The 24414-nt window shown below is 65.6% G+C and carries 24 protein-coding genes; 9 read left to right on the top strand and 15 right to left on the bottom strand.

Features of this window, described 5'->3' with window-relative positions:
* Nucleotides 1–16: 16 nt before the first annotated feature.
* Nucleotides 17–643: a DNA-3-methyladenine glycosylase family protein gene (locus tag DEF76_RS13715; protein ID WP_114912814.1), complete on the bottom strand. Its 627-nt coding sequence runs from the start codon at nucleotides 641–643 to the stop codon at nucleotides 17–19.
* Between the two features lie 105 nt (nucleotides 644–748).
* Between DEF76_RS13715 and DEF76_RS13710 the strand changes: the two genes are divergently transcribed.
* Nucleotides 749–967: a hypothetical protein gene (locus DEF76_RS13710; protein WP_114912813.1), complete on the top strand. Its 219-nt coding sequence runs from the start codon at nucleotides 749–751 to the stop codon at nucleotides 965–967.
* A 16-nt stretch (nucleotides 968–983) separates the two neighbouring features.
* Here DEF76_RS13710 and DEF76_RS13705 read toward each other — a convergent pair whose 3' ends face one another.
* Genes DEF76_RS13705 through DEF76_RS13685 form a run of 5 tightly spaced genes read right to left on the bottom strand, consistent with a single transcriptional unit; the run spans nucleotide 984 to nucleotide 5469 of the window.
* On the bottom strand, nucleotides 984–1694 hold the full coding sequence (locus tag DEF76_RS13705; protein ID WP_162800666.1) for an ABC transporter ATP-binding protein: 711 nt from the start codon (nucleotides 1692–1694) through the stop codon (nucleotides 984–986).
* A complete protein-coding gene (locus DEF76_RS13700) occupies nucleotides 1681–2454 on the bottom strand; it encodes an ABC transporter ATP-binding protein (protein WP_114912812.1) in 774 nt (257 codons plus the stop codon). The genes DEF76_RS13705 and DEF76_RS13700 overlap by 14 nt, the downstream gene beginning before the upstream one ends.
* Nucleotides 2451–3368, bottom strand: coding sequence for a branched-chain amino acid ABC transporter permease (locus DEF76_RS13695; protein ID WP_114912811.1), 918 nt, complete (start codon nucleotides 3366–3368; stop codon nucleotides 2451–2453). Before DEF76_RS13695 ends, DEF76_RS13700 begins: the two co-directional genes overlap by 4 nt.
* A complete protein-coding gene (locus DEF76_RS13690; protein WP_114912810.1) occupies nucleotides 3365–4219 on the bottom strand; it encodes a branched-chain amino acid ABC transporter permease in 855 nt (284 codons plus the stop codon). Before DEF76_RS13690 ends, DEF76_RS13695 begins: the two co-directional genes overlap by 4 nt.
* A gap of 29 nt (nucleotides 4220–4248) precedes the next feature.
* A complete protein-coding gene (locus DEF76_RS13685; RefSeq protein WP_114912809.1) occupies nucleotides 4249–5469 on the bottom strand; it encodes an ABC transporter substrate-binding protein in 1221 nt (406 codons plus the stop codon).
* Between the two features lie 176 nt (nucleotides 5470–5645).
* On the opposite strand from DEF76_RS13685, the gene DEF76_RS13680 reads away from it, so the two are divergent.
* Nucleotides 5646–5837 (top strand): hypothetical protein, encoded by a 192-nt coding sequence (locus tag DEF76_RS13680; protein WP_162800665.1) that lies wholly within the window; start codon nucleotides 5646–5648, stop codon nucleotides 5835–5837.
* Here DEF76_RS13680 and DEF76_RS13675 read toward each other — a convergent pair whose 3' ends face one another.
* From DEF76_RS13675 to DEF76_RS13665, 3 genes are all read right to left on the bottom strand, one after another.
* Nucleotides 5838–7016, bottom strand: a complete 1179-nt coding sequence (locus DEF76_RS13675) for an iron-containing alcohol dehydrogenase (RefSeq protein WP_114912807.1) — start codon at nucleotides 7014–7016, stop codon at nucleotides 5838–5840.
* Nucleotides 7017–7032: 16 nt separating this feature from the next.
* Complete coding sequence (locus DEF76_RS13670; RefSeq protein ID WP_114912806.1) at nucleotides 7033–7806, bottom strand: class II aldolase/adducin family protein; 774 nt, start codon at nucleotides 7804–7806, stop codon at nucleotides 7033–7035.
* 89 nt (nucleotides 7807–7895) lie between these two features.
* Nucleotides 7896–8954 (bottom strand): class I SAM-dependent methyltransferase, encoded by a 1059-nt coding sequence (locus DEF76_RS13665; protein ID WP_114912805.1) that lies wholly within the window; start codon nucleotides 8952–8954, stop codon nucleotides 7896–7898.
* Nucleotides 8955–9140: 186 nt separating this feature from the next.
* Between DEF76_RS13665 and DEF76_RS13660 the strand changes: the two genes are divergently transcribed.
* From DEF76_RS13660 to DEF76_RS13640, 5 genes are all read left to right on the top strand, one after another.
* Nucleotides 9141–10172 carry a sulfotransferase gene (locus tag DEF76_RS13660; RefSeq protein WP_162800664.1) on the top strand — a complete coding sequence of 344 codons (1032 nt, stop codon included), beginning with the start codon at nucleotides 9141–9143 and terminating at the stop codon, nucleotides 10170–10172.
* Nucleotides 10173–10297: 125 nt separating this feature from the next.
* Nucleotides 10298–12583 carry a bifunctional salicylyl-CoA 5-hydroxylase/oxidoreductase gene (locus DEF76_RS13655; protein WP_114912803.1) on the top strand — a complete coding sequence of 762 codons (2286 nt, stop codon included), beginning with the start codon at nucleotides 10298–10300 and terminating at the stop codon, nucleotides 12581–12583.
* Nucleotides 12580–13320, top strand: coding sequence for an SDR family NAD(P)-dependent oxidoreductase (locus DEF76_RS13650; RefSeq protein ID WP_114912802.1), 741 nt, complete (start codon nucleotides 12580–12582; stop codon nucleotides 13318–13320). The genes DEF76_RS13655 and DEF76_RS13650 overlap by 4 nt, the downstream gene beginning before the upstream one ends.
* Nucleotides 13317–13775 carry a MarR family winged helix-turn-helix transcriptional regulator gene (locus DEF76_RS13645; protein WP_114912801.1) on the top strand — a complete coding sequence of 153 codons (459 nt, stop codon included), beginning with the start codon at nucleotides 13317–13319 and terminating at the stop codon, nucleotides 13773–13775. The genes DEF76_RS13650 and DEF76_RS13645 overlap by 4 nt, the downstream gene beginning before the upstream one ends.
* A 69-nt stretch (nucleotides 13776–13844) precedes the next feature.
* Nucleotides 13845–14249: a RidA family protein gene (locus tag DEF76_RS13640; protein WP_114912800.1), complete on the top strand. Its 405-nt coding sequence runs from the start codon at nucleotides 13845–13847 to the stop codon at nucleotides 14247–14249.
* Nucleotides 14250–14277: 28 nt separating this feature from the next.
* On the opposite strand, the gene DEF76_RS13635 is transcribed toward DEF76_RS13640, so the two are convergent.
* From DEF76_RS13635 to DEF76_RS13615, 6 genes are read right to left on the bottom strand one after another with little or no spacing between them, the layout of a single operon-like run.
* Nucleotides 14278–15834 carry an indolepyruvate oxidoreductase subunit beta family protein gene (locus DEF76_RS13635; RefSeq protein WP_114912799.1) on the bottom strand — a complete coding sequence of 519 codons (1557 nt, stop codon included), beginning with the start codon at nucleotides 15832–15834 and terminating at the stop codon, nucleotides 14278–14280.
* Nucleotides 15831–17981, bottom strand: a complete 2151-nt coding sequence (locus DEF76_RS13630) for a thiamine pyrophosphate-dependent enzyme (RefSeq protein WP_114912798.1) — start codon at nucleotides 17979–17981, stop codon at nucleotides 15831–15833. Before DEF76_RS13630 ends, DEF76_RS13635 begins: the two co-directional genes overlap by 4 nt.
* Nucleotides 17982–18030: 49 nt before the next feature.
* Nucleotides 18031–18168 carry a hypothetical protein gene (locus DEF76_RS19470; protein ID WP_162800663.1) on the bottom strand — a complete coding sequence of 46 codons (138 nt, stop codon included), beginning with the start codon at nucleotides 18166–18168 and terminating at the stop codon, nucleotides 18031–18033.
* Between the two features lie 12 nt (nucleotides 18169–18180).
* Complete coding sequence (locus tag DEF76_RS13625; RefSeq protein WP_114912797.1) at nucleotides 18181–18678, bottom strand: MarR family winged helix-turn-helix transcriptional regulator; 498 nt, start codon at nucleotides 18676–18678, stop codon at nucleotides 18181–18183.
* Nucleotides 18675–20258 (bottom strand): phytoene desaturase family protein, encoded by a 1584-nt coding sequence (locus tag DEF76_RS13620; protein ID WP_114912796.1) that lies wholly within the window; start codon nucleotides 20256–20258, stop codon nucleotides 18675–18677. Before DEF76_RS13620 ends, DEF76_RS13625 begins: the two co-directional genes overlap by 4 nt.
* Before the next feature lie 4 nt (nucleotides 20259–20262).
* On the bottom strand, nucleotides 20263–21084 hold the full coding sequence (locus tag DEF76_RS13615; protein ID WP_205216005.1) for a cyclase family protein: 822 nt from the start codon (nucleotides 21082–21084) through the stop codon (nucleotides 20263–20265).
* A 122-nt stretch (nucleotides 21085–21206) separates the two neighbouring features.
* Here DEF76_RS13615 and DEF76_RS13610 point away from each other — a divergent pair, with 122 nt between their 5' ends.
* Entirely contained in the window at nucleotides 21207–22781 is a 1575-nt protein-coding gene (locus tag DEF76_RS13610) for a phytoene desaturase family protein (RefSeq protein WP_114912794.1), read from the top strand.
* Nucleotides 22735–24354 carry an ABC transporter substrate-binding protein gene (locus tag DEF76_RS13605; RefSeq protein ID WP_205216004.1) on the top strand — a complete coding sequence of 540 codons (1620 nt, stop codon included), beginning with the start codon at nucleotides 22735–22737 and terminating at the stop codon, nucleotides 24352–24354. The genes DEF76_RS13610 and DEF76_RS13605 overlap by 47 nt, the downstream gene beginning before the upstream one ends.
* Nucleotides 24355–24414: the final 60 nt, after the last annotated feature.

Genomic DNA, 24414 nt, shown 5'->3' with positions numbered 1-24414 from the left:
CCCGGGCCGCGGCGGCTTAGTTCGCGGGCTTGATCTTCTTGCCCTCGTCGGCGGCGCGCCAGAGATACCAGGCGGCGGTGCTGCGATAGGGGGCGAAGGCGGCGCCGTGTGCGGCGAGAATTTTCGGCTTTGGCCGCTCATCGAGGCCGAGCAGCAGGCGCCAGCCTTCGCGGATGCCGAAATCATCGACCGGCAGGACATCGGGCCGGCCGAGCGTGAAAATCAGCAGCATTTCGACCGTCCAGCGCCCGATGCCGCGGATTGAAACCAGCCGCTCGATCAGCGCCGCGTCCGAAAGCCGCGCCGCGGCCCGCCGGCTCGGCACCGTGCCATCGAGCGTGCGCGCGCAGAGATCGCGGATCGCGGCGATTTTGCTGGCAGACAGGCCGCAGGCGCGGAGCGGCGCGTCTGGCGTTGCGATCACGTCCGCGGGGGCGGGGAAGGGGGCGGGATAGAGCGCGCAAAAACGCGCGAGAATGGCCTCGGCGGCGCGGGCGTGGAGCTGTTGATGGGTGATCGCACGGAGGAGCGCCTCATAGGGGCTGCGGCCGCGCTCGGGGCGGAGGGTCGGGCGGCCGATGCGTGCGATCAGCGGGGCGAAAGCCGGCTCAGCGGCGATCAGATGCGACAGAGCTGGTGTCATGTCTTCTCCTGGATCGTATCGCGATAAGTTGTTCGCAAGCTCCGCGAAAGCCGCTATCCTATTGTAGTCGGACGCTGATCGGCGGGAAAGGGCGGGGTGGCTCGCATGTTCCGGGTTTATCGGCTGGAGGTTGCGGCGGATGAGGATGCGGCGCGTCAGACCGCGAGCTTGGCCGGCCTTGCGGTGGTGCTGTTCTTGCTGGTGGTCGGGGTGTTTCTCGTCCAGCGGCTGAGCCATGCGGCGGCGCGCGAGGATTGCCTGCTCGCCGGCGGCTGCCGGACATTGGTGGTGGTCTCCGGCGGGCAGTCCTTCACGGTCGAATAGGCGCCGGGCGACGGCCTCAAACCCCGAGATAGATCTGGCGCACGTGATCGTCACGCGCGAGGTCGGCGCTCTGCCCCTCACGCACGATCCGGCCATGTTCGAGGAGATAGACCCGGCTCGCGACCCGGAACGCGACGCGGGCATCCTGTTCAACCAACAAAATCGCCGTGCCGGCCGCCTTGATCTCGCGAATGGCGCCAAACAACGTCTCCTTGAGGCGCGGCGCGATGCCAACCGAAGGCTCGTCGAGCAGCAAAAGGGCAGGGCGGCCCATCAGGGCACGGCCGATCGCGACCATTTGCTGCTCGCCGCCGGAGAGCGTTGCTGCCTGTTGGCGCTGGCGTTCTCGCAGCACTGGGAACAGCGTGAAGACGCGCGCGAGGTCGGCCGCGATCGCCGCCCGGTCGCGGCGCAGATAAGCGCCGAGGAGGAGATTTTTCTGCACCGTGAGATCCGGGAAAAGATGCCGCCCCTCCGGACAATGGCCAACGCCGGCGGCGACCACCTCATGCGCGGCAAGCGTGTCGAGCGGCCGCCCCTCGAGGGCGAGGCGCCCGGCGGTGGCCGCAACGGCGCGCGAGATCGCCTTCAAGAGCGTCGATTTACCGGCGCCGTTGGGGCCGAGCACGGCGACCAGCTCGCCGCTCTCGACATGGAGATCGATCCCGTCGAGCGCCAGCGCCTTGCCGTAATGCACGACGAGGCCGGTGACCTCAAGCAGCGCCATGCGGCGCCTCATCGGGTTCTGCGGCAGGATCGGCCGCATCGTCGCGCCCGAGATAGGCTTCGATGACGCGGGGATGGCGGACGATCTCGGCCGGGGTGCCGCTGGCGATGACGCGGCCGAAATCCATCGCGATGACCCGGCTCACCAACTGCATGAATTCGCGCAGACGATGTTCGATCAGCAGGATGGTCAACCCCTCGGCCGCGTGCAGCCGGCGGATGAGCGCGGAAATCGGCTCGATTTCGCTCGTCCCGAGGCCGGCGAACGGCTCATCGAGGAGCAGGAGGCGCGGTTTGGTGGCCAGCGCGCGGGCGATCTCTAAGCGGCGGAGATCGCCATAAGGCAGCACCTCGACCGGTGCGGCGGCGCGATGGGCGAGCCCGACCGCCTCCAAAATGGCGCGGGCGCGGGCGAGCGGTGCCTCAAGGCGGCGCGCGCGCGGGGCGAGGCAGCCGACCATGACGTTTTCGAGAACGCTCATCCCGGCGAAGGGGCGGCAGAGCTGAAACGTGCGCGCGAGGCCACGATTGACGATCTGATGCGGCGAATGCCCGGCGAGATCCTCGCCCGCGAAACGGACGCGGCCCGAATCACGCGGCAAGAACCCGGTGAGCAGATTGAACAGCGTCGTCTTGCCGGCGCCGTTCGGGCCGAGGATGCCGGCGATTTCGCCGCTGGCGAGGGTGAAGGAAACGTCATTGACGGCAACGAGCCCGGCAAAGCGCTTGTTGAGCCCCTCGATTTCGAGCAGGGCGTTCATGAGGCGCCCGTAACACGGCGCCAGAGCGGCGCGATGACCCCGCCGGGGGCGAAGAACAGGATGAAAATCAGCACCAGGCTATAGACCCAAAGCCGGTATTGCCCAAGGCCGCGCAGCAACTCCGGCAAAAGCGCGAGCACAACCGCGCCGGCGGCGGGGCCATAGAGGCTGCCGATCCCGCCGACATAGACCATGATGATGATGCTGATCGAAAGTGCCACCGAAAAGACATCCGGCGTCACCGCTTCCTGATAATGCGCATACAAGACACCGCCGATCCCGGCGCAAAGCGCGCTGACCACGAGGGCGGCGATTTTATGGAAGGTGACGTTGATCCCGGCGGCTTGCGCTGCCGCTTCGTCGCCACGGATGCTGCGCAAAATCAGCCCCCAGTGTGAGCCCGCAAGCCAAAGCAGCAGGAGCGTGATGGCAACGAAAACGCCGAGGCAAAGATAATAGACCGCGGCCTTGCTCTCCAACAACGGATCGAGGCCGGGGATCCCTTCTTCGCCGCCGCTATACTGCCAGAAAATCAGGGTCAGGCGTTGCATGATGGTCGCGGCGGCGAGCATGGCGAGGGCGAAATAGGGGCCGCGCAAGCGCAAGGTCGGGATGCCGATCACGAGACTAAGGCCGCCGGCCATCGCCGCCCCCGCCGGCAGCCCCCACCAGGGCGCGAACCCCAGCTTGCCGTTGAGAAATGCCGCGGTGTAGGCACCGGCGCCGACGAAAAGGGCGTGGCCGAAATTTTCCCGCCCGGTGAGGCCGGACATGAAATCCCAGCTCGTCGCCCAGATGCCATAGATGAAACAGACGCTGAGGATACCGAGGAGATAATCGGAGCGAATGAAGAGCGGCAGCGCCGCCAGCGCCGCGAGAACGACGATCCCCCCGCTTGCTTGCCGCGCGTTCAAAACGCCGCTCTCTTACCCAAAAGCCCGGCGGGGCGAAGGATCAGGGTGAGCAGCACCGCGACCAGCGAGACGATTTCGGTCCAAGCCGGCGAAAAAGCGTAAGCGACGATGGTCTCGCTGTAGCCGAGCAGGAGGGCGGCGAGGATGCTGCCCGGGATCGAGCCGAGGCCGCCGACGATGACGATCGAAAACGCCTTGATCATCGGCAGCAAATCCATCGTCGGCTGCACGGTCAGAAACGGCGCGGTGAGCACGCCGGCGGCGGCCGCGATCGCCGCCGAAATCGCCATCACCACGGCATAGATGCGATCGGCGGGAATGCCGACGTAAAGCGCCCCCTCGCGATCTTGCGAGAGGGCGAGAATGGCGGCGCCGAGCCGCGTTCCGTTGATGAATAGCCAGAGCAACGCGATGATCGCGGCACCCGCCCCGAGGGTGAGCAGGCGCTGGCCGCTGACATCGAGCCCGGCATAACTCCAGGTCGCGTTGCTGAAGGCCGGGACATTGCGCGCCTCCGAGCCGAACAGGAGATACATCGCCTGCTCGAACAACAAGCCGACGGCGATGGTGATCATCAGGACCGCGAGCGCCGAGCCGCGCAGCGGGCGGATCAGCACCCGCTCGACGGCGACGCCGAACGCGGCGACGAACAGAACCGCAACAATGGCGGCGGGAAGAATCGGCCAGCCGAGGCGCGCGGTCAGCACATAGGCGGCATAGGCGCCGAGGCCGTAAAACGCGCCATGGGCGAGATTGAGCACCCGCGCGACCCCGAAAATCAGCGTGAAGCCGACCGCGAGCATGGCATAGACGGCGGAGGTCACGGCGCCGTAGACGAGGATGTTAAGCAAGGACGAACGCCGTCTTCACACGAACGCTCTCACGGCTTGCCGGCAAGCCAGGGCGGCGGATTCATCGCGCCCTTGGCGATCTCCTTCGGCCAGACGATGACCCGCGAGCCATCCGGATACCATTGTGCGAAGGCGAGGCTGATGAAGCCGGGGCCGTATTTGATGTCGTGCTGGGCATCGAACTCGCAAAGCCCCTCGGTGCCGACGTAATGCGTCTTCTCCAGTGCCGGAATCACCTTGTCCGGCGCCGTTGTCCCCGCGCGCGCCACCGCCTCGGCATAGATATAGACGGCGTCATAGGAGCCGGCGCCGGTATAGACCGGCGGGCGCTTGAAGCGGGCGACGAAATTGTTCCAAAACGGCATCGTCAACGGCGTCATCGGCACCGGGATGATGTTGTTGGCGACGGTCTCGCTCACCGCTTTGCCGCCGATGCGGGTGAAGAAATCCGAATCCTGCGATTTGACGTCGATGCCGCCGATCGGGATCGGCAGTTTCGCGTCATACCATTGCTTGACGAACACATCGGAATTGGCGTGCGAGAGCACGACCATGATGTATTGCGCGCCGCTCGCCTTGATCTTGGTGAAAAGCGGCGAAAAATCCGAAGTGTCGGCATCGAAGAGATCGACCGAGGTCACGGTCATGCCGCCTTTCTCGAGCCCGGCTTTGAGGATCGGCGCGAGATCCTGCACCCATTTCGCATTCTCGCCGGCGATCGCGATTTTCTCCACCCCAGCCTCGCCCTTGAGCTTGCCGAGGCCGAAATCGATCAGCGCTTCCGCCTGATGGGCGGCGTTGATCGGGCTCACGCGAAAGATATATTGGTAACGCTTGTAGTTGCGGCGGACGAAATCGGTGATCGAGGGGGAGGCGGCGCCGACTTCGAGATAGATGGTTTTCGAATCGGCGATATGCGTTTCCTGCGCCAGTGTCACGCCGCTGGTATAGCCGCCGATCAGGACATCGACATGCTCATCGGCGGTGAGCTTATTGATGGCGGCGACACCTTCTTGCGGATTTTCGGTCTCGTCGGCGACGATCATGCGCAATTGGCGGCCCAAAACGCCGCCCTTGGCGTTGATTTCGTCGATCGCGAGCTGGGTCGCGTCGATCGAGTCACGCCCAACCTCGAGCTGGACGCTGGTCGGCACACCGATGGTGATCGGCGGCCCATCGGCGCGCGCGGCGGTGATGAAGCCCGGCGCGAGCATGGCACAGGCAAATGCCGCCCATCCGTAATGGCGCATCGTAATCCTCCCTGACGCGTTGACGGCGCCGTTGCTTCGGCGTCTCGATCGTCTTGCCGAGCAAGCATGGCCCGCGGCGGCGGGCTTGACAAGACCCGAGACGAGCGCGGCGAGAGACCCCGCGTGACTTTCGCCGGCAAGCCTTGTATCAGCGGGTCGAGACGGAGGCATGGGCATTGGACGAGGCCGAGGGCAAGCGCGGGTTGCCGCTTTATCTCCGCTGGCGCTATGGCCTGATGGCCGTCGCGCTGACGCTGATCGTGGTCACCGTCTTTGGCGGCGCTTTCGGCATTCCGCGCCTGGTTCTGGCGCTTCTCTGGACCCCGCTGCCGTTTTGCCTGGCCGGGCTCGCAATCACGTTTCTCTAATCACGCGGCATTCCGCCCAGAGGCCCAGACTTCGCGATAGAGTGTCACGATCTCGCCCGCCTCCGGCACGCGCGGATTATTGCCCGGGCTGCCCGAGGCCAGCGCTTGCGTGGCCATCAGATCGAGCTTGGCGTTCCAGGTTGCTTCGTCGATGCCGTATTGCCGCGGGCCGGGGACGTCGAGATCGGCGTTCAGCGTGACCAGGCCGGCGGCGAGCTTCTCGGCCGCGACCTCATCGCTATCGCCGGCGGCGGCGAAGCCCGCGACCCGTGCCGCCTCGGCATAGCGCGCCTGGGCATGCGCGAGCCCATAGCGGGTGACGGCGGGCAGCAGCATGGCGTTCGAAAGCCCGTGCGGGACGTGGAAATGCGCCCCGATCGGGCGCGACATGCCATGGACGAGCGCGACCGAGCTGTTCGAGAAGGCGAGCCCAGCGAGTGTTGCGCCCAGCATCATCGCCTCGCGCGCGGCGGCGTTCTTCGGCTCGCGATAGACGCGGCGGAGATGGGCGCCGATGAGGCGCATCGCCGCCAGCGCTTGGGAATCGGAATAAGGATTGGCGCGGCGCGAGACGAACGCCTCGAGCGCGTGGGTGAAGCTGTCAACGCCGGTATCGGCGGTGGTCCGTGGTGGCACGCTGAAGGTCAGTTCGTAATCGACGAGGGCGGCGAGCGGCAGCGCCGCAAGGCCGGCGATCAGCATTTTCTCATCGCGCGCGGTATCGGTGATGACGGTGAAGCGCGTCACCTCCGTCCCGGTTCCGGCCGTGGTCGGGATCGCAATCACCGGCAGCGCCGCGAGATCGGCTTGATGCGGCACCTTGTAATCGGCCATCGCGCCGCCGCCGGCCGCCAAGATCGCCATCGCCTTCGCGGTATCGATCGGCGAGCCGCCGCCAAAGCCGATCAAACAATCGAAATCGCCGCCTTTGGTCACCGCGACGCCCGCGGCGACGACGGTATCGACCGGCTCGGGCACGGTGTCGCTGAACACGCTGTGGCGAATGCCGGCTTTTGCGAGCGGTTCAAGGCAACGCTGGATCAAGCCGGAGGAGACCATGAACGGATCACTCACCACCAGCGGGCGGGAGAGGCCAAACGTCGCCAGCGTCTCGGCAATCCGCGCGACCACGCCGCCGCCGACCAGGATCTGACGCGGGCTGGTGATGGTGAAATTCATCGCCGCTGCTCCCGGCTCAGGACCGGTAATCCGGCCGGTCGCCGTCGATCAGGCGGAGGGCTGCGTCCCACGCCATGTCGTAATGCTCGAGCGAGCCCTCGCGGCGGAATTGCTGCGCGGTATGGCGGCAAACTTCCTCAGGCGGGAACACCAGTTCCGCCCCGCCGGCCAGCGCCTGCACCTGCGCCTGGCAGGCGCGTTCGAGGTAATAGATGATGTTGAACCCCTCGGCGATGGTCCGCCCGGCGGCGAGCAGGCCGTGATTGCGCAGAATCATCGCCTGATGCTGGCCGAGATCGGCGACGAGGCGCTCACGCTCATCGAGATCGAGGGCGATACCCTCATAACCGTGATAGGCGAGATGGCCATAGAAGCGGAGCGCGTGCTGGCTGATCGGCAAAAGGCCGTGTTTTTGCGCCGAAACCGCGATGCCGGCAGCGGTGTGGGTGTGGATCACGCACATCAGATCGGGGCGCGCCATGTGAATCGCGGAATGGATGGTGAAGCCGGCCGCGTTCACCCGCCGCGATTGCCCGTCTTCGGCGATGATGTTGCCCTCGAGATCGATCTTGACCAGATCGGAGGCGCGCATCTCATGGAACAAGACGCCGTATTGGTTGATGAGGAAATGGTGCTCGGGGCCAGGGAGACGGGCGCTGATATGGGTGTAGATCAGGTCGGTCATCCGGAAATGCGCGACCAGGCGATAAAGGGCGGCGAGGTCGCAGCGGATTTTCCACTCCTCCGCGCTGATGCCGGCCGGCGGGCGGGATGGCGAGACGATGTTCATGGACGCGCTCCTGAAACCGATGTTCTACCCCCATTTCCGCCCGCCGCCGCGCTGCCGTCAAGGCCGCGCCGCAAATCTCTCTTTGTCGCTTACTGGCGTTGCCCGGACGGGCGATCGCCCTTCGGCGTGCGGGCGACGATGACCGCTTCCTTGCCCTCGGCGAAAAGATGCGTCGTTGCCTCCGCAAAGCCGGCGGCGAGGAAGGCGGCGGCGATTTCCTCGGCGCCGAGCAGGTGATTGCCCTGGACATGCTCGGTGAGGTTTTGGAAAGCAAGACGCGCCCATCCCGGCTTGCGCAGCGCGGCGCGCGCGGCCGGCCAGTTCGGCTCCCAGATCACCGCCACGCCGCCGGGCTTGAGCTGGCCGCGCAGACGGTCGAGGAAACGCGCGATCCCGCCCTCCCAAACATGATGCAGCGCCCGGTTCATGGCGATCAGATCGGCGGGCTCGGGCAAAGTGAGGTGATGCGCATCACCGACCGCGAAGGTCAGCCGCGCGCCGAACCCCTCCTTCTGCGAAAGCGTCGTTGCCTGGGCGATGTTTTCGGCAAATCCATCGACGCCAAGGCCGCGGAGATGTGGATAGCGCCGCGCCAGCACCCGCAAATACCAGCCATTGCCGCAGCCGAGATCAACGGCGAGCCCGGCTTGCCGGTCGATTTCGGCAAAGATCGGGATGGCCGGGCTGATGGTGGTCTCGAAAACCGGGGCGTAGCTTGCCTCCAGCATCGGGCCGAACCAGGGCAGAAGAGTCTCGCACTCGGCCAGAACCTGCTCGCCGGGCCGCGCCCCGCTCGGCATCAGGCCCGCCGCACGCTCGGCCATATGCGCAGACAGCATCGCCTGCACCGCAACCGGCATCAGGCTCTCGGGCGCGTCCGGGCGCATCGCCGCGCCGATCGCGCTCAGGCGGAAACGCGCGCCCTCGGCGTCTTCGAGGTAGCCGGTGGCATAGGCTGCGTCGCACCAGCGGCGAACATAGCCGGCATCCATCCCCGCCGCCGCCGCCAGCGCGTCACACTCGGCGGCACCAAGGCGGGCCAGCGTCTCAAACAGCCGATTAACGACCCCGATATAACCGACATAGAGCACCATCGCGCCCTGCGCCTGGGCTTGGAAACGCGCCTTGAGATCTGCCGTCGTGGTCATGAGGGGCTCCCGTTGCCGCCATTTTGCGTCTCCAGGGGATAGCGCCGCGCTTGCCTTCGGTGCAACCCGTGGTGGACCAGCATCGATTGCGTCCGAGGGAAGAATCTGCCAAGACGGCGCACGAAGCTTCACGATTTCGTGACGCTATGAGAATGCGGTGATGCGTCGACCCAAAGGGGATGCGCGGTGAGCGTGGCGACGGCGCCGGTTGAAACCGCGCCTGCGATCGGCGGGGTCGCGGCCGAGCGCGTGGTGATGCTTTTTGGCTTGCCGCGTTCGGGTACCACGTGGCTCGCCAAGGTCTTCGACAGCCACCCCGATGTTCTCTACCGGCATGAACCGGATACGGTCTGGCGCGGCAAACATTTGCCGGTGTGGCCGCCCGCCGCGCCGCCGCCGGCGCTGCTTGCTGAGACGCGGGCCTATCTCGAGCGGCTGTTGACGACGCGGACGCTGAAAACCATGGGTTCGCGGCCATTGTTTCCGAAAGCCTATCGCGGCGCCGCGGCCGAGAGGCTCCGCGGCGCGCTGATCGAGGGGCTTCGGGTCGTGGAGCATCTCGGCGGCCGGCGTCTCGCAGGCGGCGTTCCCATCCCCGATTGGGTCGCGGACGCGGCGTGGGGGCGGATCACCCTCGCCTTCAAATCGGTCAGCTCGCCGACCCGGCTCGGGCTGTTTGCGCGGGCTCTTCCCGGCTGCCGGATCATCTACACCCTCCGCCATCCCTGCGGGCAGGTCGCGTCGATGCGTCGGGGCGAGCGGCTCGGCATGTTCGAGAACGAACTCGATTTCGAGTGGCTGCTGGCCGGGCCGGAGGCCAAGGCGCACGGGCTCGATGTCGCCCGCTTCGCGCGCTGGCCATTGCTCGAGCGGCTCGCCTGGCAATGGCTGCTGCTCAACGAGCGGGCGCTTGCCGACCTCGCTGGCCACCCGGCGGCGCGCATCGTGCGCCATGCCGATCTCGCGCGCGCGCCGCTGGCGCGGGCCGGCGAGTTGCTGGCCTTCGCCGGGCTCTCGGTGCCGCTCGAAACCGCGGCCTTCATCCGCCGCAGCACCGAGCATGCCGGCGACACCGGCTATTACCGGGTATTCCGCAATGCTGCCGCCGAGATCGATAAATGGCGGCGCGAGCTCGACGCGGACGAGCAAGCGCGCATCTGGGCGGTGGTGCGCCACTCGCACCTCGCGGCATTCTGGCCGGAAATGGGCGAGGCCTGACGCGCCTCAGGTGGGGCTCGGCTGCGTGCTCGCCCCACTATTTCAAGTTTGAAATTTTAAACTTGAAATGGTTTGTCGCGGATGGCAGGGTACTCTGACGTGCAACAGACGAGAGCGACCGCGGCATGAAAATTCTTTGTCTCGGCGGCGGCCCGGCCGGGCTTTATTTTGCCATCAGCATGAAATTGCGCAACCCCGAGCATGCGGTAACGGTTCTGGAGCGCAACCGCGCGAACGATACTTTTGGCTGGGGTGTCGTGTTGTCCGATGATGCGCTGAGCCGGATGCAAAAGAACGATCCGCAATCGACCGACGCGATCCGCAACCATTTCGTCTATTGGGACGACATCGCGGTTGTGCACAACGGGGTACGCACCGTCTCCGGCGGGCATGGCTTCGCGGGGATCGGACGCAAGCAGATGCTGAGCCTTCTGCAAGAGCGCGCCGCTGCGCTCGGCGTCGCTATGCGGTTTGAGACCGAATTCAAATCGGCTTCGGACTATCGCGGGGATTACGATCTGGTCGTTGGCTGCGACGGCATCAATAGCCGCGTGCGCGCCGAATATGGCGATATTTTCAAGCCGGATATCGATCTCCGCAAATGCAAATTCATCTGGCTCGGCACGCATCAGAAATTCGACGATGCCTTCACCTTCATCTTCGAGAAGACCGAGCATGGCTGGGTCTGGGCGCATGCCTATCAGTTCGATGCCGATACCGCGACGTTCATCGTCGAGTGTTTGCCCGAGACGTGGGAGCGCTGGGGTTTTGCGCAGATGTCGTCTGAGGAATCGGTCGAGACCTGCCGGCGGATCTTCGCGCGCCATCTCGGTGGGCATGGCCTCATGTCGAACGCGAAGCATCTGCGCGGCGCGGCGATTTGGATCCAGTTTCCCCGCGTGATCTGCGAGACTTGGCACCATGGCAATGTCGTGCTGATGGGCGACGCCGCGGCGACCGCGCATTTCTCGATCGGCTCGGGCTCGCGCCTCGCCTTCGATAGCGCCATCGCGCTCGCCGATTACCTGCATTCCGAACCGACGATGGCGGGCGCGTTCGAACGCTATCAGGCGGAGCGGCGGGTGGAGGTGCTGCGGCTGCAATCGGCGGCACGAAACTCTCTCGAATGGTTCGAGGAGGTGGAGCGCTATCTCGACATGCCGCAAGCGCAATTCGCCTATTCGCTGCTGACCCGCAGCCAGCGGATCAGCCATGAGAATTTGCGCGTGCGCGACCCGAAATGGCTGGGCGAGGCCGAGGCGTGGTTTCAGAAACGGGCTGACGGCCGGCCAGGCCGCGCGCCGATGTTCGCGCCCTTGCGTCTGCGCGGGCTGACGCTCATGAACCGCGTCGTGGTCTCGCCGATGGCGCAATATAAAGCCGTGGACGGTCGGCCGACCGATTGGCACTTCGTTCATTACGCCGAGCGCGCCAAGGGCGGCGCCGGACTCGTCATCACCGAAATGACATGTGTCTCCCCCGAGGGGCGGATCACCCCGGGCTGCCCCGGTCTTTACGCGCCCGCTCACGAAGCAGCGTGGAAGCGGCTGGTCGATTTCGTCCATGCCGAGACCGAAGCGAAGATTTGCTGCCAGATCGGGCATTCGGGATGCAAGGGTTCGACCCAGCTCGGCTGGGAGGTGATGGATGCGCCGCTCGCCTCTGGCAACTGGCCGACGATGTCGGCGTCCGCCGTCGCATGGAGTGCCGCGAACCCGGCGCCGAAGGCCATGGATCGCGCCGACATGGAGAGGGTGAGGGCGCAATTCGTGGCGGCGGCGGCGATGGCGGCACGCGCCGGCTTTGACATGGTCGAACTGCACGCGGCGCACGGCTACCTGCTTTCTTCCTTTATCTCGCCGCTTTCCAATCGGCGCACTGACGCCTATGGCGGCAGCCTCGAAAATCGTCTGCGTTATCCCCTGGAGGTATTTGCCGCCATGCGCGCGGTCCTGCCCGAGGCCATGCCGATGAGCGTGCGGATCAGCGCGACCGATTGGGTGGGGGAACGGGGCGTGACCCCGGAGGAGGCGGTGACGATCGCTCGCGCTTTCGCGGCCGCGGGGGCCGACATCATCGATGTCTCGGCCGGCCAGACCTCGACCGCGGCGCGTCCGGTGTATGGCCGGATGTTTCAGACCCCGTTCAGCGATCGCATCCGCAACGTCGCCGGGATCAAGACGATGGCGGTCGGCAATATCTACGAGACCGACCATGTGAACTCGATCCTGATGGCAGGGCGCGCCGATCTGGTCTGCCTGGCGCGGCCGCACTTGGCCGATCCTTATTGGACGCTGCATGCCGCGGTCGCGTTGGGGGACGAGGAGATGGCGTGGCCGCTGCCCTATCTTGCGGGGCGCGATCAGGCGCGGCGGCTGCGCGAGCGCCAGCAGGAAAGCATCCGGGTATGACCCTTTCGGGAAAACGGGTGTTGATCACCGGTGGGGGAAGCGGCGCGGGCGCCGATCTCGCCCGCGGTTTCGCCGCCCACGGGGCAGATATCGTCATCGCCGGCCGCCGCCGCGCGCCGCTCGAGGCGGTTGCCGCCAGCGCTCCCAATATCCGCTGGGTCGAGGCGGATGTGACCGATGAAGCGCGGGTCGCCGCCCTCTTTGCCGCCGCTGGCCGCTGTGACATCGTCATCGCCAATGCCGGCGCGGCCGATAGCGAGGTTTTGGCGCGCACGACACTCGCGCAGTGGCAGGCGATGATCGCGGTCAACCTCACCGGCGTGTTTCTGACGCTGCGCGACGGGCTGAACCAAATGTCGGGCTGGGGGCGGCTGATCGCGGTGGCCTCGACCGCTGGCCTCAAGGGCTATGCCAAGGTCGCGCCCTATGCCGCGGCCAAGCATGGCGTGGTGGGATTGGTCCGCTCGCTCGCCTTGGAAATCGCGTCGCGGCCGGTGACGGTGAATGCGCTCTGCCCTGGGTTTCTCGATACGCCGATGACCGATCGTGCCATCGCGGTGATCGTCGAGAAGACCGGCCGCAGCCCGGCGGCGGCGCGCGCGGCGCTCGCCGGGCTGAACCCGCAAGGCCGCCTGATCCCACCGGCGGAGGTGACGTCGGCCGCGCTTTGGCTCTGCGCGCCGGGGGCGGAGGGGGTGAATGGCCAAGCGATCGCCATCTCGGGTGGGGAGATATGATTTCCGCCGAACACCCAGATCCGCTTTCCAAGCGCCGCTTGAAAACCTGGATCAGGCTTCTCGGTGTCACCCGCCAGGTGGAGAATCGGTTGCGCGAATTCCTGCGGGTGAACCATAACACCACCTTGCCGCGCTTTGACGTGATGGCAGCACTCTGGCGCCGGCGCGAGGGCATCGGCATGACGGAATTGTCGCGGATGTTGCTCGTGTCAAACGGCAACGCGACGGCGGTGGTGGCGCGGCTGGAGGAGGACGGCCTTGTTCAACGAATGCGCAAACCCGATGACGGGCGGGCGATCCTTGTGGCTCTGACCGATGCGGGGCTGCGCCAGTTCGAGCGCATCGCAGCGGCGCACGAGAAGGCGGTGAGCCGGCTGTTCGCCGGCCTCACCGACACCGATCTCGACCTGCTCACCGACATCCTGCGCCGTGCCCGAACAGAAGAGAGCAAATGACCGCATTCGCGCCGATCCCAGGCCCCAGGGCGGCGGCGTCCGGGCGGCCACTTTCAAGGAGACCAACGCATGACCACCCCGCATCAGATCCTGCATCCGAAACATTGGAAAGCGACATCCGGCTATACCAGCGGCCTCGCCGCCAGCGGCCGCGTCGTTTTCACCAGCGGCATCGTCGGCTGGAATGCCGAACAGATATTCGAAAGCGACGATTTCGTGGCGCAAGCAGAACAATGTCTGAAAAACATCGTCGCCGTGCTGGCCGAGGCCGGCGCCCGGCCGGAGCATTTGGTAAGGCTTACCTGGTATGTCACCTCGAAAGAGGATTACCTGAACAATCTCAAGGCGCTTGGCCGTGCCTATAAAGCGGTGATCGGCAGACACTATCCGGCGATGGCGGTGGTGCAGGTCGTCGCCCTCATCGATGAGGGCGCCAAGCTCGAGATCGAGGCCACCGCAGTCATTCCCGCCTGAGGTCGGGCCGGCGTTTGGCGGCCATCGTTCAGAGGAAGGATCGGATGGTCGCCAGCATCCCGTCGAGAGCATCGCCCTTCTCGTCCCGCATCGCCGCTTCGCGCAGGCGCCGGGCCCAATCGGCGGCATCGGGGCGGCCGGCGAGACGCGTAATGCCCGCCATGACCCGGTCATATTTCGAAACCCCGCGGGCATGGGTGTCGGAATAGCCTTTGATCAGCCGCCGGGCGCGGAGGGTTTCCACCGCGAGATCGTAGTCCGTCGGCAGATGAGCCAAGGCGGCGGCGAGCCAGTTTTGCAAATGCGCCTCTTCTTCCCGATAGCGGAGCGTCGCGCGCCGCCAGCGCCGCAGCCCGCCGACAAGATAGAGCTGCAGAAAGGGCCAAAGCCGGTCGCTGCGCAGGCGGCGCCCTTTGCCGAAGTGGCGATCGATCCAGCGCATCCAGCCCGGCCGCGATGCCACCGCCGCGCCGATGCGTGCCGGCAGAAGCCCGACCAACTCCTCCGCCCGTGGGTGGAAGAATTCGGTAAGGTGTAACACCTTCTCCTCATCCGCCTGCATCTCGCGGGCGATACGTCGGATGCGATCGGGCCGGGTTTTGAGATCGGCGACGCGAATGACGTCGTCATAGGCCATGGCGTTGGCGATGTATTTCGCGGCCTCGCGCGTCAGAAGCCAGCCCCGCGCGGCATCGTCTCGCGCTTTTACCGCGTCGAGCCGATCGAGATAGGCGCGGCCATAAGCGACATCCTGAAAATCGACGACTTTGCGCAAACCCGCGAGCGCCATGTCGCGCGCCGGTTCGGGCAAGGAAGCGGCGCGGGTGGCGAGTTCCCGCCATTCCGCGAGCAACCGCGCCGGCCCGGCCGGGCTGACGGCGCTCACGGGGGGCGCGACATCGTGCGCGCGGCGATCGGCGTGCGCGCCTTCGCCCCCGGCTGCCGCGATGTCATACGCTTTGGCGAAGGCGGCCAGACTGGCCTTCTCGCCGCGGCCGCTCGCACGGATCGCCGCCTCGAAAGCGTCGCGGGTGAAGGGAAGCACGCCGGCGCCGGCGATGGCGCCGAGCAGGCTCGCCGAAATCACCGTGCCGCTCTCGGCGGCGATGCGCTCCATGTCGAAGACGATGTGGCGGCGCGCGGCGCTTTCGATCGCGGCCATCACCTCTTCTGCGTTCGCGATGCCGTGGCCGGGCGCGATCTTCTCCGAGACCGCCAGCGCGCGGTGGCTGGAGGCGATCAGCGTCGTGCGGTCCGGGGTCACGAAACCCCGCAGGATGGCGCGTCCCGCCTCCATCATCTCGGCCGCGACCAGGACATCGACATCGCCCGCCGCCGGCAAAAGCGCGAAGACCGGGGCACGCCCGGACTCGGGCGCCATCTCGAGGTAATAGATCGTGGCGCCGGTGCGCTGGGCGACGCCCGCGACCGATGTCGCCTGCACCGCGTAGCCATTGGCGCGGGCGATGCTTTCCAGCCAATTGGTCAACACGCCGCCGCCTTGGCCGCCGACCGCCATGATGGCGAGCTTGAGGACGCCGTCGAGATGCGGGTCGGGCGCCGCGGCGGTGAAAGGGGCGTTCATGCCGGCTCTCCCGCGAAATCGAGCCGTCTCGCCGCGCGCCGCGTTTGCAGCCAGGCGATGATCCGCGCGGCCAAGCGGGCGCTTTTGCGCTCCCGCGTCGTCGGGTTATGGACGATATCGGCGCGATAAAAGGACGGGCAGAGCACGGCGGCATCGGCGACCTCGCCGCAATTGCCGCAGCCGACGCAACTCGCGTCGATCGCGGCGACGGGATCGTCGCGCAGCGGATCATCCAGCACCTTCAGCGATAGCGACGGGCAGCCCGAGAGCCGCATGCAGGCATGATCGCCGGTGCAGATCGCCTCATCCACACCGAAACGCGGCGTCTCGACGCGCCTTCCCTCGCGGATCGCCTGGTTGCGGAGCGGCCGTTCGCGGCGCTGGCGGTTCAGCATGCACTCAGACGAGGCGACGATGACCTTCGGCCCGGCATAGTCGCTGATCAGCGCATCGCGGATCGTCGCCAGCATTTTCGGCACGTCATAGGTGCGGTCGATCTCGCGAACCCACTCGACGCCGACGCCCTTCAGCGCCGCGGTGATCGGGTGTTTCGTTGATTTCGTCGCATTATCGGCGCGCGAGGACAGCACATCCTGACCGCCGGTCGCGGCGGAGTAGTAGTTGTCGACGACCACCGTCAGCGTATCGGATTTATTGAAGACCGCGTTGCCGATCGAGGAGGAGAGGCCATTGTGCCAGAATCCACCATCGCCGATGATCGAGATCGCCCGCTTTTCGCCGCCGCCATCGAACGCCGCATTGGAAGCGGGGCCGAGGCCATAGCCCATCGTCGCGCCGCCGACCTCAAACGGCGGCAGGGAGGCGAAAAGATGGCAGCCGATGTCACCGGCGATCTGGTGTTTGCCGAGTTCGCCTTGCGCGAGTTTCAGCGCGGCGAAGATCGGGCGCTCGGGGCAGCCGATGCAGAATCCTGGCGGGCGGATCGGCACGGTTTTGGAGAGATCCGGGAGCGGCGGCTTTTCGGCATTGGGGGCACGGCGCTGCGCCGGCAGATAGGCGGGGGCGGCTTTGCGCAGGAAACCCTCGATCCCATCGAGCATCACCTGACCGGTATATTCGCCCGCCATCGGAAAAACGTCTTTGCCGTGGAGGGCGACCCGTGCCCCGGCTTTATAAAGCATGGCGGCGAAGGCCTGCTCGATGAAGTCGGGCTGGCCTTCCTCGACCACCAGCACGGCCTCTTTGCCCGCGCAAAAGGAAAGAAACTCCTCGGCGACCAGCGGATAGGTGACGCCAAGCACGTAAAGCGGGATCTGGCTTTCGCCGTGGAGATCGGCGAGCCCCAGACGCTGCAGCGCGCGGATCACGCCATTATACATGCCGCCCTGCATGACGATCCCGACTGGCGCCTCCTCCGGCCCGAAGCGTTCATTGAGCCCGTGCGCTTGGATGAATGTCAGCGCCGCCGGCCAGCGGTTTTTCACTTTGTCCTGTTCCTGCACGTAAGACATTGGCGGCAGCACCACGCGGTTGAAATCGCTCCGCGGGTTCGCCAGCGCCTCGGCCACCGTCATCGGCGGCCGGCGGTTCGCGCGCGTCTTGAAGCTGCCGGTGACATGGCAGGAGCGGATGCGCATCATCAGCATCACCGGCGTGTTCGACGCCTCCGAGAGCGCGAAACCCTGTTCCACCGCCTTGACGATGGCGGGCAGGTTCGGCCGCGGGTCGATCAGCCAGGCTTGGCTTTTCATCGCGAAGGCATGGCTCCGTTCCTGCATGATCGAGGAGCCTTCGCCATAATCCTCGCCGACGATAATCAGCGCGCCGCCGGTCACGCCCGCGGAGGCGAGATTGGCCAGGGCGTCCGAGCCGACATTGAGCCCGACCGGCCCCTTGTATGTCACCGCGCCGCGGATCGGATAATGCACCGAGGCCGCCAGCATCGCCGTCGCCGCGGCCTCTGAGGCGTTGGCCTCAAAGCGCACGCCGAGCTCGGCGAGGATTTCCTGCGCATCGGCCAGCACGTCCATCAGGTGGCTGATCGGCGCCCCCTGATAGCCGCCGACATAGCCGACGCCGCATTCCAAAAGTGCCTTGGTGATGGCGAGGATCCCCTCGCCGGTGAAAATCTCCCCGTCACCGAGCCGCAGCTTTTTGACTTCCTCTGCGAATGACCGTTCTGCCATCGTCTTCTCCTGGCCTTACGCCATGGCCCGCCGAGCGCGAGCGTGGGTGTCAGCTTTTATGGTGCGCGCGAAAATCACGACGAGATGGCCCGCCGGCGGGATCGTCGCCGCTCGGGATCGGGCCGGCGACGATCGCTGCGCCGCGTGCGCTGAGACCCCGCAGGGCGTTGGAGCGATGGTCGGGCATGATGTCGTCTCCTCAGAAATCGTGCTTGCGGATATTGGCAAGAATTTTTTGCAGCGTGGCGACGAACGCCTGGCGTTCGCTCTCGGGAATGCCGGAGAACATGCGGGCATAACTCTGCGCCATTGCCGGCCAGAGCCGGTCGAAGGCGGCGCGGCCAGCCCGGGTGATCGCAACGCGGCTCGCGCGGCTGTCGCTCGCGTCGGCTTCGCGGCGCACCAGCCCTTCCGATTCCAGCGCATCCAAGGCGCGGCTCAGGGTCGAGGTCTCGATGACCGCATAGACCGCGAGCCGGCTGATTTGAAGCCCATCGATCACCGAAAGCACCGCCAATGTGCGCATTTTCGCCGTCGTCAGGCCGAGCGCCGCCATCTCCTCGCGCAGGCTGGCATTGTAGCGGCCCATAATGCGGTTCATGAGATAGGGTGCGAAATTCTGCAAGCCGATGTCGCCGAGGCGCGCAACCCCGGCGGAAGGCGGCGCGACCGCGGTCGATTCGACCTCGCCGGTCATGCGCCGAGCCTTTTCGCCACCAAATAGCCCGAGCCGCCGCCAAGTCCCGGCCCGGGATGGGTCGAGGCGCCGATATGGTGCAGGCCGCGGATCGGCGTCTCGGCATTTACCGTGTGCGCGAAGGGGCGCCAGAGGAAAAACTGGTCGATCGCGCAGGCCCCGCCATAGGGATCGCCACCAACGAGGTTGATGTTCATGGCTTCGAGATCCGCCGGCGAGAAGGCGCGGCGGGCCAATCGGATCGCTGGGAAGTTGGCGATGTGGCGGGCAAGGATCGCCTCGATCCGATCGGCGAAGGCTTCGCGGGTGGCCTCGGTCCACGCCGATGTGGTCGGGATGGCGCCGGCGGCGTCGCCCTTGATGACGCGGGGGGCATCGGGAATTTGCAGCCAGAGGATCGCCTGGCCGTCTGGACAGCGGGAGGGATCGAGCCGGTGCGGCTGGCCGACGCAGACGGTGGGCATTGCCGGCAGCAGCCCGCGTTCGGCCTCGTTGGCGGATTGGGAAACCGCGTCGATCCCGTCCGAGAGGTGGATCAGGGCAACCTGATCGAGGCCCGGCGTCCGCCATTCCGGTGGCCGCGAGAGAGCAAAATGGAGCTGGAAATTGCCGCGACCGTGGCGGAAACGCCGTGCGGCGGCGCGCTCTTCGGGCAGATCGGTCCCACCGAGCAGGCGGGTATAGAGCTGGCTTGGCGCGACCGAGGCGATGACGGACGGCGCTGTGATCACCTCGCCCGAGGTCGTGGCGACGCCCGCCACCCGCCGGTTCGAGACGAGAATCCTCTCGACATCGGTGCCGGTGCGGATCACGCCGCCTTGCGCCTCGATCAACGAACGGAAGGCCCGCGCCACCGCGCCGGCACCTCCCTTGGCGATGGGCGCCCCGGCGGCTTCGAGGGCGAAGGCGATGACCTTGCCCATCTGGCCGGAATAGGCCGCGTCCGGGGTGAGGCCGGTGTGCAGCACCCACGGTGCCCACAGCGCCCGCACCATATCCGAGCCATAGGTTGCTTCCAGCCAGGCGCGGGCCGGGATCAACGCGCGGCCCATCCACGCCGCCAAACCCCGCGGACCGCGCCGCCAGGCCTCGCGCGCAAGGAGCCCGAGCGTCCGCCAATCCCAGAGCGCGCCGCCCAGTAACGCGAACAGCAACGGCGCTTCGGCCTCGATCTCGCCCACGTCCGCTGCGTGGGCTGCGCCATCGCCGGGCGAGAGGGCCGCGAACGCCGCGACATTGGCCGCCCGCTCCATCGTCAACACCAAGGCGCGCCCATCGGGGCGCAAAACCGCGGTCGGATGCGGCGTGTGGCAAAATGTCAGCCCATGTCGCGCCAGCGCCGGGCCCAGGGCGGCATGGGCTGGAGACGTCAGGAACAGCACGAAGGTCGCGGCCATCACGTCATGATGGAAGCCGGGCAGGGTGATTTCGGCCGTTTTCATGCAGCCGCCCACCTCGTCCTCGCGTTCGAGGATGAGAACCCTGGCCCCCTTGCCGGTCAGCCGCGCCGCCGCGACGAGCGCGTTGATGCCGCTGCCGATGATGACGTGATCCCACGCCGGCGCCGCCCTGTCCGGCATCGCCTTATCGCGCCACCAGCGCCAGCGCGCGGATCGGGCTGCCGGTGCCCTGCACCAGTTTCAGCGGCGCTGCGATCAGGATGGCGCCCTTGGCCGGCAGTTTGTCGAGATTGGCGAGGCTGGCAAGGCCGTAGCGGTTTGCCTTGTGCAGAAGATTATGCGCCGGGAAGGGCGGGTTCATCCCGCCGGCTTGGCCGGCATCGGTGCCGATGCATTGCGTGCCCCAGCCGATCACGCCCTTCGCCAAAATATACTCGATGCAGTCAGGCGTCGGTCCCGGCGAATGCGGCCCGTTGGCATCGGCGTTCAGGTAGAGCGCTTCCGAGTGAGCCCGCTTGTCCCAATCGGTGCGCATGACGACCCATTCACCGGCTTTGATCTCCCCGTGTTTCGCCTCCCAGGCCTTCACGCCGTCCGCGGTCAGCAGGAAGTCGTGGTTCTTCTCGGATTCGGCGGAGCAGTCGATGACATTGACCGGGGCAATGAAATTTTTCACAGGGATCGTATCGGTATAGCCGTCGGGATAGTCCTTGCCGGTAATCCAGTGGTGTGGCGCGTCGAAATGGGTGCCGGAATGTTCGCCGAGCTTTAGCCAATTCCACGCCCAAAACGGGCCGTCGCTGTCATATTCAGAGATTTTGTGAATCTCGATCTTCGGCGTGTCCTTGGCCAGCGCCGGCGGCAGCTTCAAAAGCGGTGTGTCTGGCCCGAGTGTGCCCGAAAGATCGACGACCTCGATCTTGCCGGAAGCGAGCATGGCGGCGAGATCACGCAATGTCGCGGCTTCTGTCATTCTGTTCTCCCTTGTGCTTTGCGCCGCCGCCATGGCATGCCCGCGGGAGCGCCCCACGACCATCCCGTGCGCGATGCGGCGCGATTTCTCACAGAATGATGCTAGACAGGATTATTTGTGTTTGCAAATATACCTGCGAGGCAACAGGGACAGCGATGGCATCTTCCTACGACGCGATCCTGATCGGCGCTGGCCATAATAGTCTGGCTTGCGCCGCGCATCTCGCTGCCAAGGGTTGGCGCGTCGGCGTGTTCGAGCGGGCCGCCGATCCTGGCGGCGCGGTCAAGACCTTGGCCTTGACGGCGCCGGGGTTTCGCCACGATTGGGGCGCGATGAATCTGTCGTTGTTTGCCGGATCGCCTTTTTTCAAGACATATGGCGAAGAGTTACGGCGCCTCGGGCTCGCTTTCGCGCCGGCGCAGAAATGCTTCGCCTCGGTTTTTCCGGGCGGCAAGTGGATGGGCGTCGGCACCGATGTCGAAGCGACGAAGCGCCGTATCGCGGCGCTGAACCCAGCGGATGCGGCCCGTTGGGATGAGCTGTCACGCGGATTTCCGGCCATGGCGGATGATCTCTTCGCCTTGCTCGGCAGCCCGATGACGCTCCCCGCGGTTGCCAAGCTTGCATTTCACACTTGGCGGCACAGAGGATTTTCCGGAGGCCTCGACATCATCCGATTTCTGTTGTCCTCGCCGAGGGGCTGGCTTGCCGAGACTTTCGCGTCCGAGGAACTGCGCGCAACGCTTGCCGCCTGGGGCATGCATCTCGATTTTGCTCCTGATATCGCGGGCGGCGCGCTGTTTCCTTATCTCGAGGGCATGGCCAATCAAGCCTTCGGGATGGTGCTCGGCAAAGGCGGGGCGGACGCCATGATCCATCCTCTCCTCCGAATGATCGAGGCGCGCGCTGGCACCATCGAGTGCAAAGCCGAAGTCACCGAGATCCTGCATGCGGGGGGGCGCGCGAGCGGGGTGCGGCTCGCGGATGGGCGGCACCTCTCGGCGAGCAAGGCGGTGATCGCCAATGTCGCGCCCGATGCGCTGGCGCGGCTTCTCGGCGGCAGCACTGGTGATGCGCGGGTTGACACCGGGCTCGCCCGGTTCGCGCATGCGCCCGGCACGTTGATGATCCATCTCGCGATGGAAGATCTCCCCGATTGGCGGGCCGACGCCGAATTGCGCGAATTCGCCTATGTCCATCTCGCACCGTCGCTTGACCAGATGGCGCGCACCTACCAGCAGGCCAGCGCCGGTCTATTGCCGGACGAGCCGATCGTCGTGGTGGGCCAGCCCACCGCGATCGACCCGAGCCGCGCGCCCGAGGGCAAGCACATTCTCTGGATGCAGGTGCGGATGGTCCCGGCCGAGATCCGCGGCGACGCCGCCGGGACGATCACCGCGACCGATTGGCGCGAGGCGAAGGTGGCGATGGCGGAGCGCGCGCTCGATATCGTGGAACGCTACGCACCCGGGGTGCGCGCGAAGATCATCGCCCGCTATGTCGCAAGTCCGCTCGACTTGCAGGCGGACAACCCCAATCTCGTCGGCGGCGATCAGATCTGCGGCAGCCATCATTTATCACAGAACTTCTTGTTCCGGCCGGTGCGTGGCCATGCCGACGGTTCGACGCCGATCCAAAATCTTCACCTCACCGGCGCGGGCGTTTGGCCCGGTGCCGGGGTCGGTGCCGGGGCGGGCTTCCTGCTCGCCCGACGCCTCGCCGGAAACTGACGTAAGATTGCAAAAAAACCTCAACCCAGCGGAGAACATGCCAATGCCGTACCCTTCCCGCAGATCCTTGCTTAAGCTTTCAGGGGCCACGCTAGCCCTCGGATCGGTTGGCATGCCGGCATTTGCCGCGCCGATCACGGAATTGGTGATCGCCTACAATGTCAATCTGCCAAGCTGGGATCCGACGGTTGGCCCATCCGCGGTCAACCCGACGATTCAGGCCATCTACCAGTCGGTCTTCGATCAGTTCATTCTCCAGAAGCCGGACCTGAGCTTCGCGCCGGGATTGCTGACGGAATGGGGCTGGAACGCCGACAAGACGAAAATCCATATGACGGTGCGGAGCGGTGTCGTCTGGCATGACGGCTCGCCGTTCGGCCCGGAGGACGTGGTCTGGTCCCTCGAGCGCGCGGCCGACCCGAAAACCGGCAATCCGATCCAATTCACCTGGAAGAATATCGGGAATTTCAAAATTGACGGCAACCAGATCACCGCCGACGTGATTCAGTTCGACCCGACGATCTTCAAATGGATGTCGTTCCTGACCGGTTATGTCATGCCGAAAGCCTATTACGAAAAAGTCGGCGCTGCGGGCTTCGAAGCCAAGCCGATTGGCACCGGCCCTTATATGGTCGAACATTTTGAACGTAATTCCTATGTCCGGCTTAAGGCTAATCCGCATTACTGGGGCGGCGAGCCACAATTCGAGGCCGTCACGATCAAGTTTGTTCCGGATTCGGCGAGCCGCGTGGCTCAGATCGAATCCGGCAATGCCCATGTCACGCTGGAAATCCCCTTCGAGGAATATGACCGGCTGAAAGGCAAACCGAACCTGCACGGCTATGCCCACCCGATCACCGATATCGGCATGATCTTCCTCAACAACGACAGCGTGATGAAAGATGAGAACGTCCGCCAGGCGGTCTGCCATGCGGTGGACAAGAAGCTGATCATCGATCGCCTGTTGTCGGGCTATGGCGTGCCGATCGACACGCTCGAAGCGCCAGGCTATGCGGCATATGATCCTTCGATCAAGGTGCCGTTTGATCCGAAGCTTGCGATCGAGAAGCTCGCGGCCTCGGGCTATTCGACGAAAAATCCCTTCAAATTCAAGATCGAAACAACGAAGGGCTACAAGCCGAAGGACTATGAGATGGTCCAGGCGATCGTTGGCATGTGGCGCAAAGTCGGGATCGAGGCCGAGATCGAGGTTTACGAGATTGCCAAGCATTACGAACTGCGCGCCGCCCACAAACTCGCGCCAGCGGCCTTTTATGACTGGGGCAATGCCATTGGTGATCCGACCACCTCGGTTGGTTTCGCGATGTTTGGACCTTCGCCGCATTCGTCTTGGAAGACGGAGGATGTGGATGCGCGGATTGGGCCGCTGTGGTCGGAGAAGGACGAGGCGAAGCGGATCGCCGGCTGGAAGGCGGTGGACCGCTACATCGCCGAGCAGTGCGACGTTCTGCCGATCCTGCAATATGTGCAGCCGATCGTTGCTGACAAGCGGGTGAACGTCGTGCCGCACGGCTCTGGGGCGCTGTTGCCGGCGCTGATGACCCGTAGCTGAGCCGGCTACGACATGGCGGGGCCATCCCACGGATTGCCTCGCATCATTCGGATCATACCG

This window comes from Acidibrevibacterium fodinaquatile, assembly GCF_003352165.1.
Classification (GTDB): domain Bacteria; phylum Pseudomonadota; class Alphaproteobacteria; order Acetobacterales; family Acetobacteraceae; genus Acidibrevibacterium; species Acidibrevibacterium fodinaquatile.
This window is presented reverse-complemented; position numbering and strand designations above follow the sequence as displayed.

Excerpts from the sequence above, each read along its gene's own strand:
- DEF76_RS13715 (WP_114912814.1), bottom strand. The coding sequence starts at position 643 with ATGACACCAGCTCTGTCGCATCTGATCGCCGCTGAGCCGGCTTTCGCC.
- DEF76_RS13710 (WP_114912813.1), top strand. The coding sequence starts at position 749 with ATGTTCCGGGTTTATCGGCTGGAGGTTGCGGCGGATGAGGATGCGGCG.
- DEF76_RS13705 (WP_162800666.1), bottom strand. The coding sequence starts at position 1,694 with ATGGCGCTGCTTGAGGTCACCGGCCTCGTCGTGCATTACGGCAAGGCG.
- DEF76_RS13700 (WP_114912812.1), bottom strand. The coding sequence starts at position 2,454 with ATGAACGCCCTGCTCGAAATCGAGGGGCTCAACAAGCGCTTTGCCGGG.
- DEF76_RS13685 (WP_114912809.1), bottom strand. The coding sequence starts at position 5,469 with ATGCGCCATTACGGATGGGCGGCATTTGCCTGTGCCATGCTCGCGCCG.
- DEF76_RS13675 (WP_114912807.1), bottom strand. The coding sequence starts at position 7,016 with ATGAATTTCACCATCACCAGCCCGCGTCAGATCCTGGTCGGCGGCGGC.
- DEF76_RS13670 (WP_114912806.1), bottom strand. The coding sequence starts at position 7,806 with ATGAACATCGTCTCGCCATCCCGCCCGCCGGCCGGCATCAGCGCGGAG.
- DEF76_RS13665 (WP_114912805.1), bottom strand. The coding sequence starts at position 8,954 with ATGACCACGACGGCAGATCTCAAGGCGCGTTTCCAAGCCCAGGCGCAG.
- DEF76_RS13655 (WP_114912803.1), top strand. The coding sequence starts at position 10,298 with ATGAAAATTCTTTGTCTCGGCGGCGGCCCGGCCGGGCTTTATTTTGCC.
- DEF76_RS13650 (WP_114912802.1), top strand. The coding sequence starts at position 12,580 with ATGACCCTTTCGGGAAAACGGGTGTTGATCACCGGTGGGGGAAGCGGC.
- DEF76_RS13645 (WP_114912801.1), top strand. The coding sequence starts at position 13,317 with ATGATTTCCGCCGAACACCCAGATCCGCTTTCCAAGCGCCGCTTGAAA.
- DEF76_RS13640 (WP_114912800.1), top strand. The coding sequence starts at position 13,845 with ATGACCACCCCGCATCAGATCCTGCATCCGAAACATTGGAAAGCGACA.
- DEF76_RS13635 (WP_114912799.1), bottom strand. The coding sequence starts at position 15,834 with ATGAACGCCCCTTTCACCGCCGCGGCGCCCGACCCGCATCTCGACGGC.
- DEF76_RS13630 (WP_114912798.1), bottom strand. The coding sequence starts at position 17,981 with ATGGCAGAACGGTCATTCGCAGAGGAAGTCAAAAAGCTGCGGCTCGGT.
- DEF76_RS19470 (WP_162800663.1), bottom strand. The coding sequence starts at position 18,168 with ATGCCCGACCATCGCTCCAACGCCCTGCGGGGTCTCAGCGCACGCGGC.
- DEF76_RS13625 (WP_114912797.1), bottom strand. The coding sequence starts at position 18,678 with ATGACCGGCGAGGTCGAATCGACCGCGGTCGCGCCGCCTTCCGCCGGG.
- DEF76_RS13620 (WP_114912796.1), bottom strand. The coding sequence starts at position 20,258 with ATGCCGGACAGGGCGGCGCCGGCGTGGGATCACGTCATCATCGGCAGC.
- DEF76_RS13615 (WP_205216005.1), bottom strand. The coding sequence starts at position 21,084 with ATGGCGGCGGCGCAAAGCACAAGGGAGAACAGAATGACAGAAGCCGCG.
- DEF76_RS13610 (WP_114912794.1), top strand. The coding sequence starts at position 21,207 with ATGGCATCTTCCTACGACGCGATCCTGATCGGCGCTGGCCATAATAGT.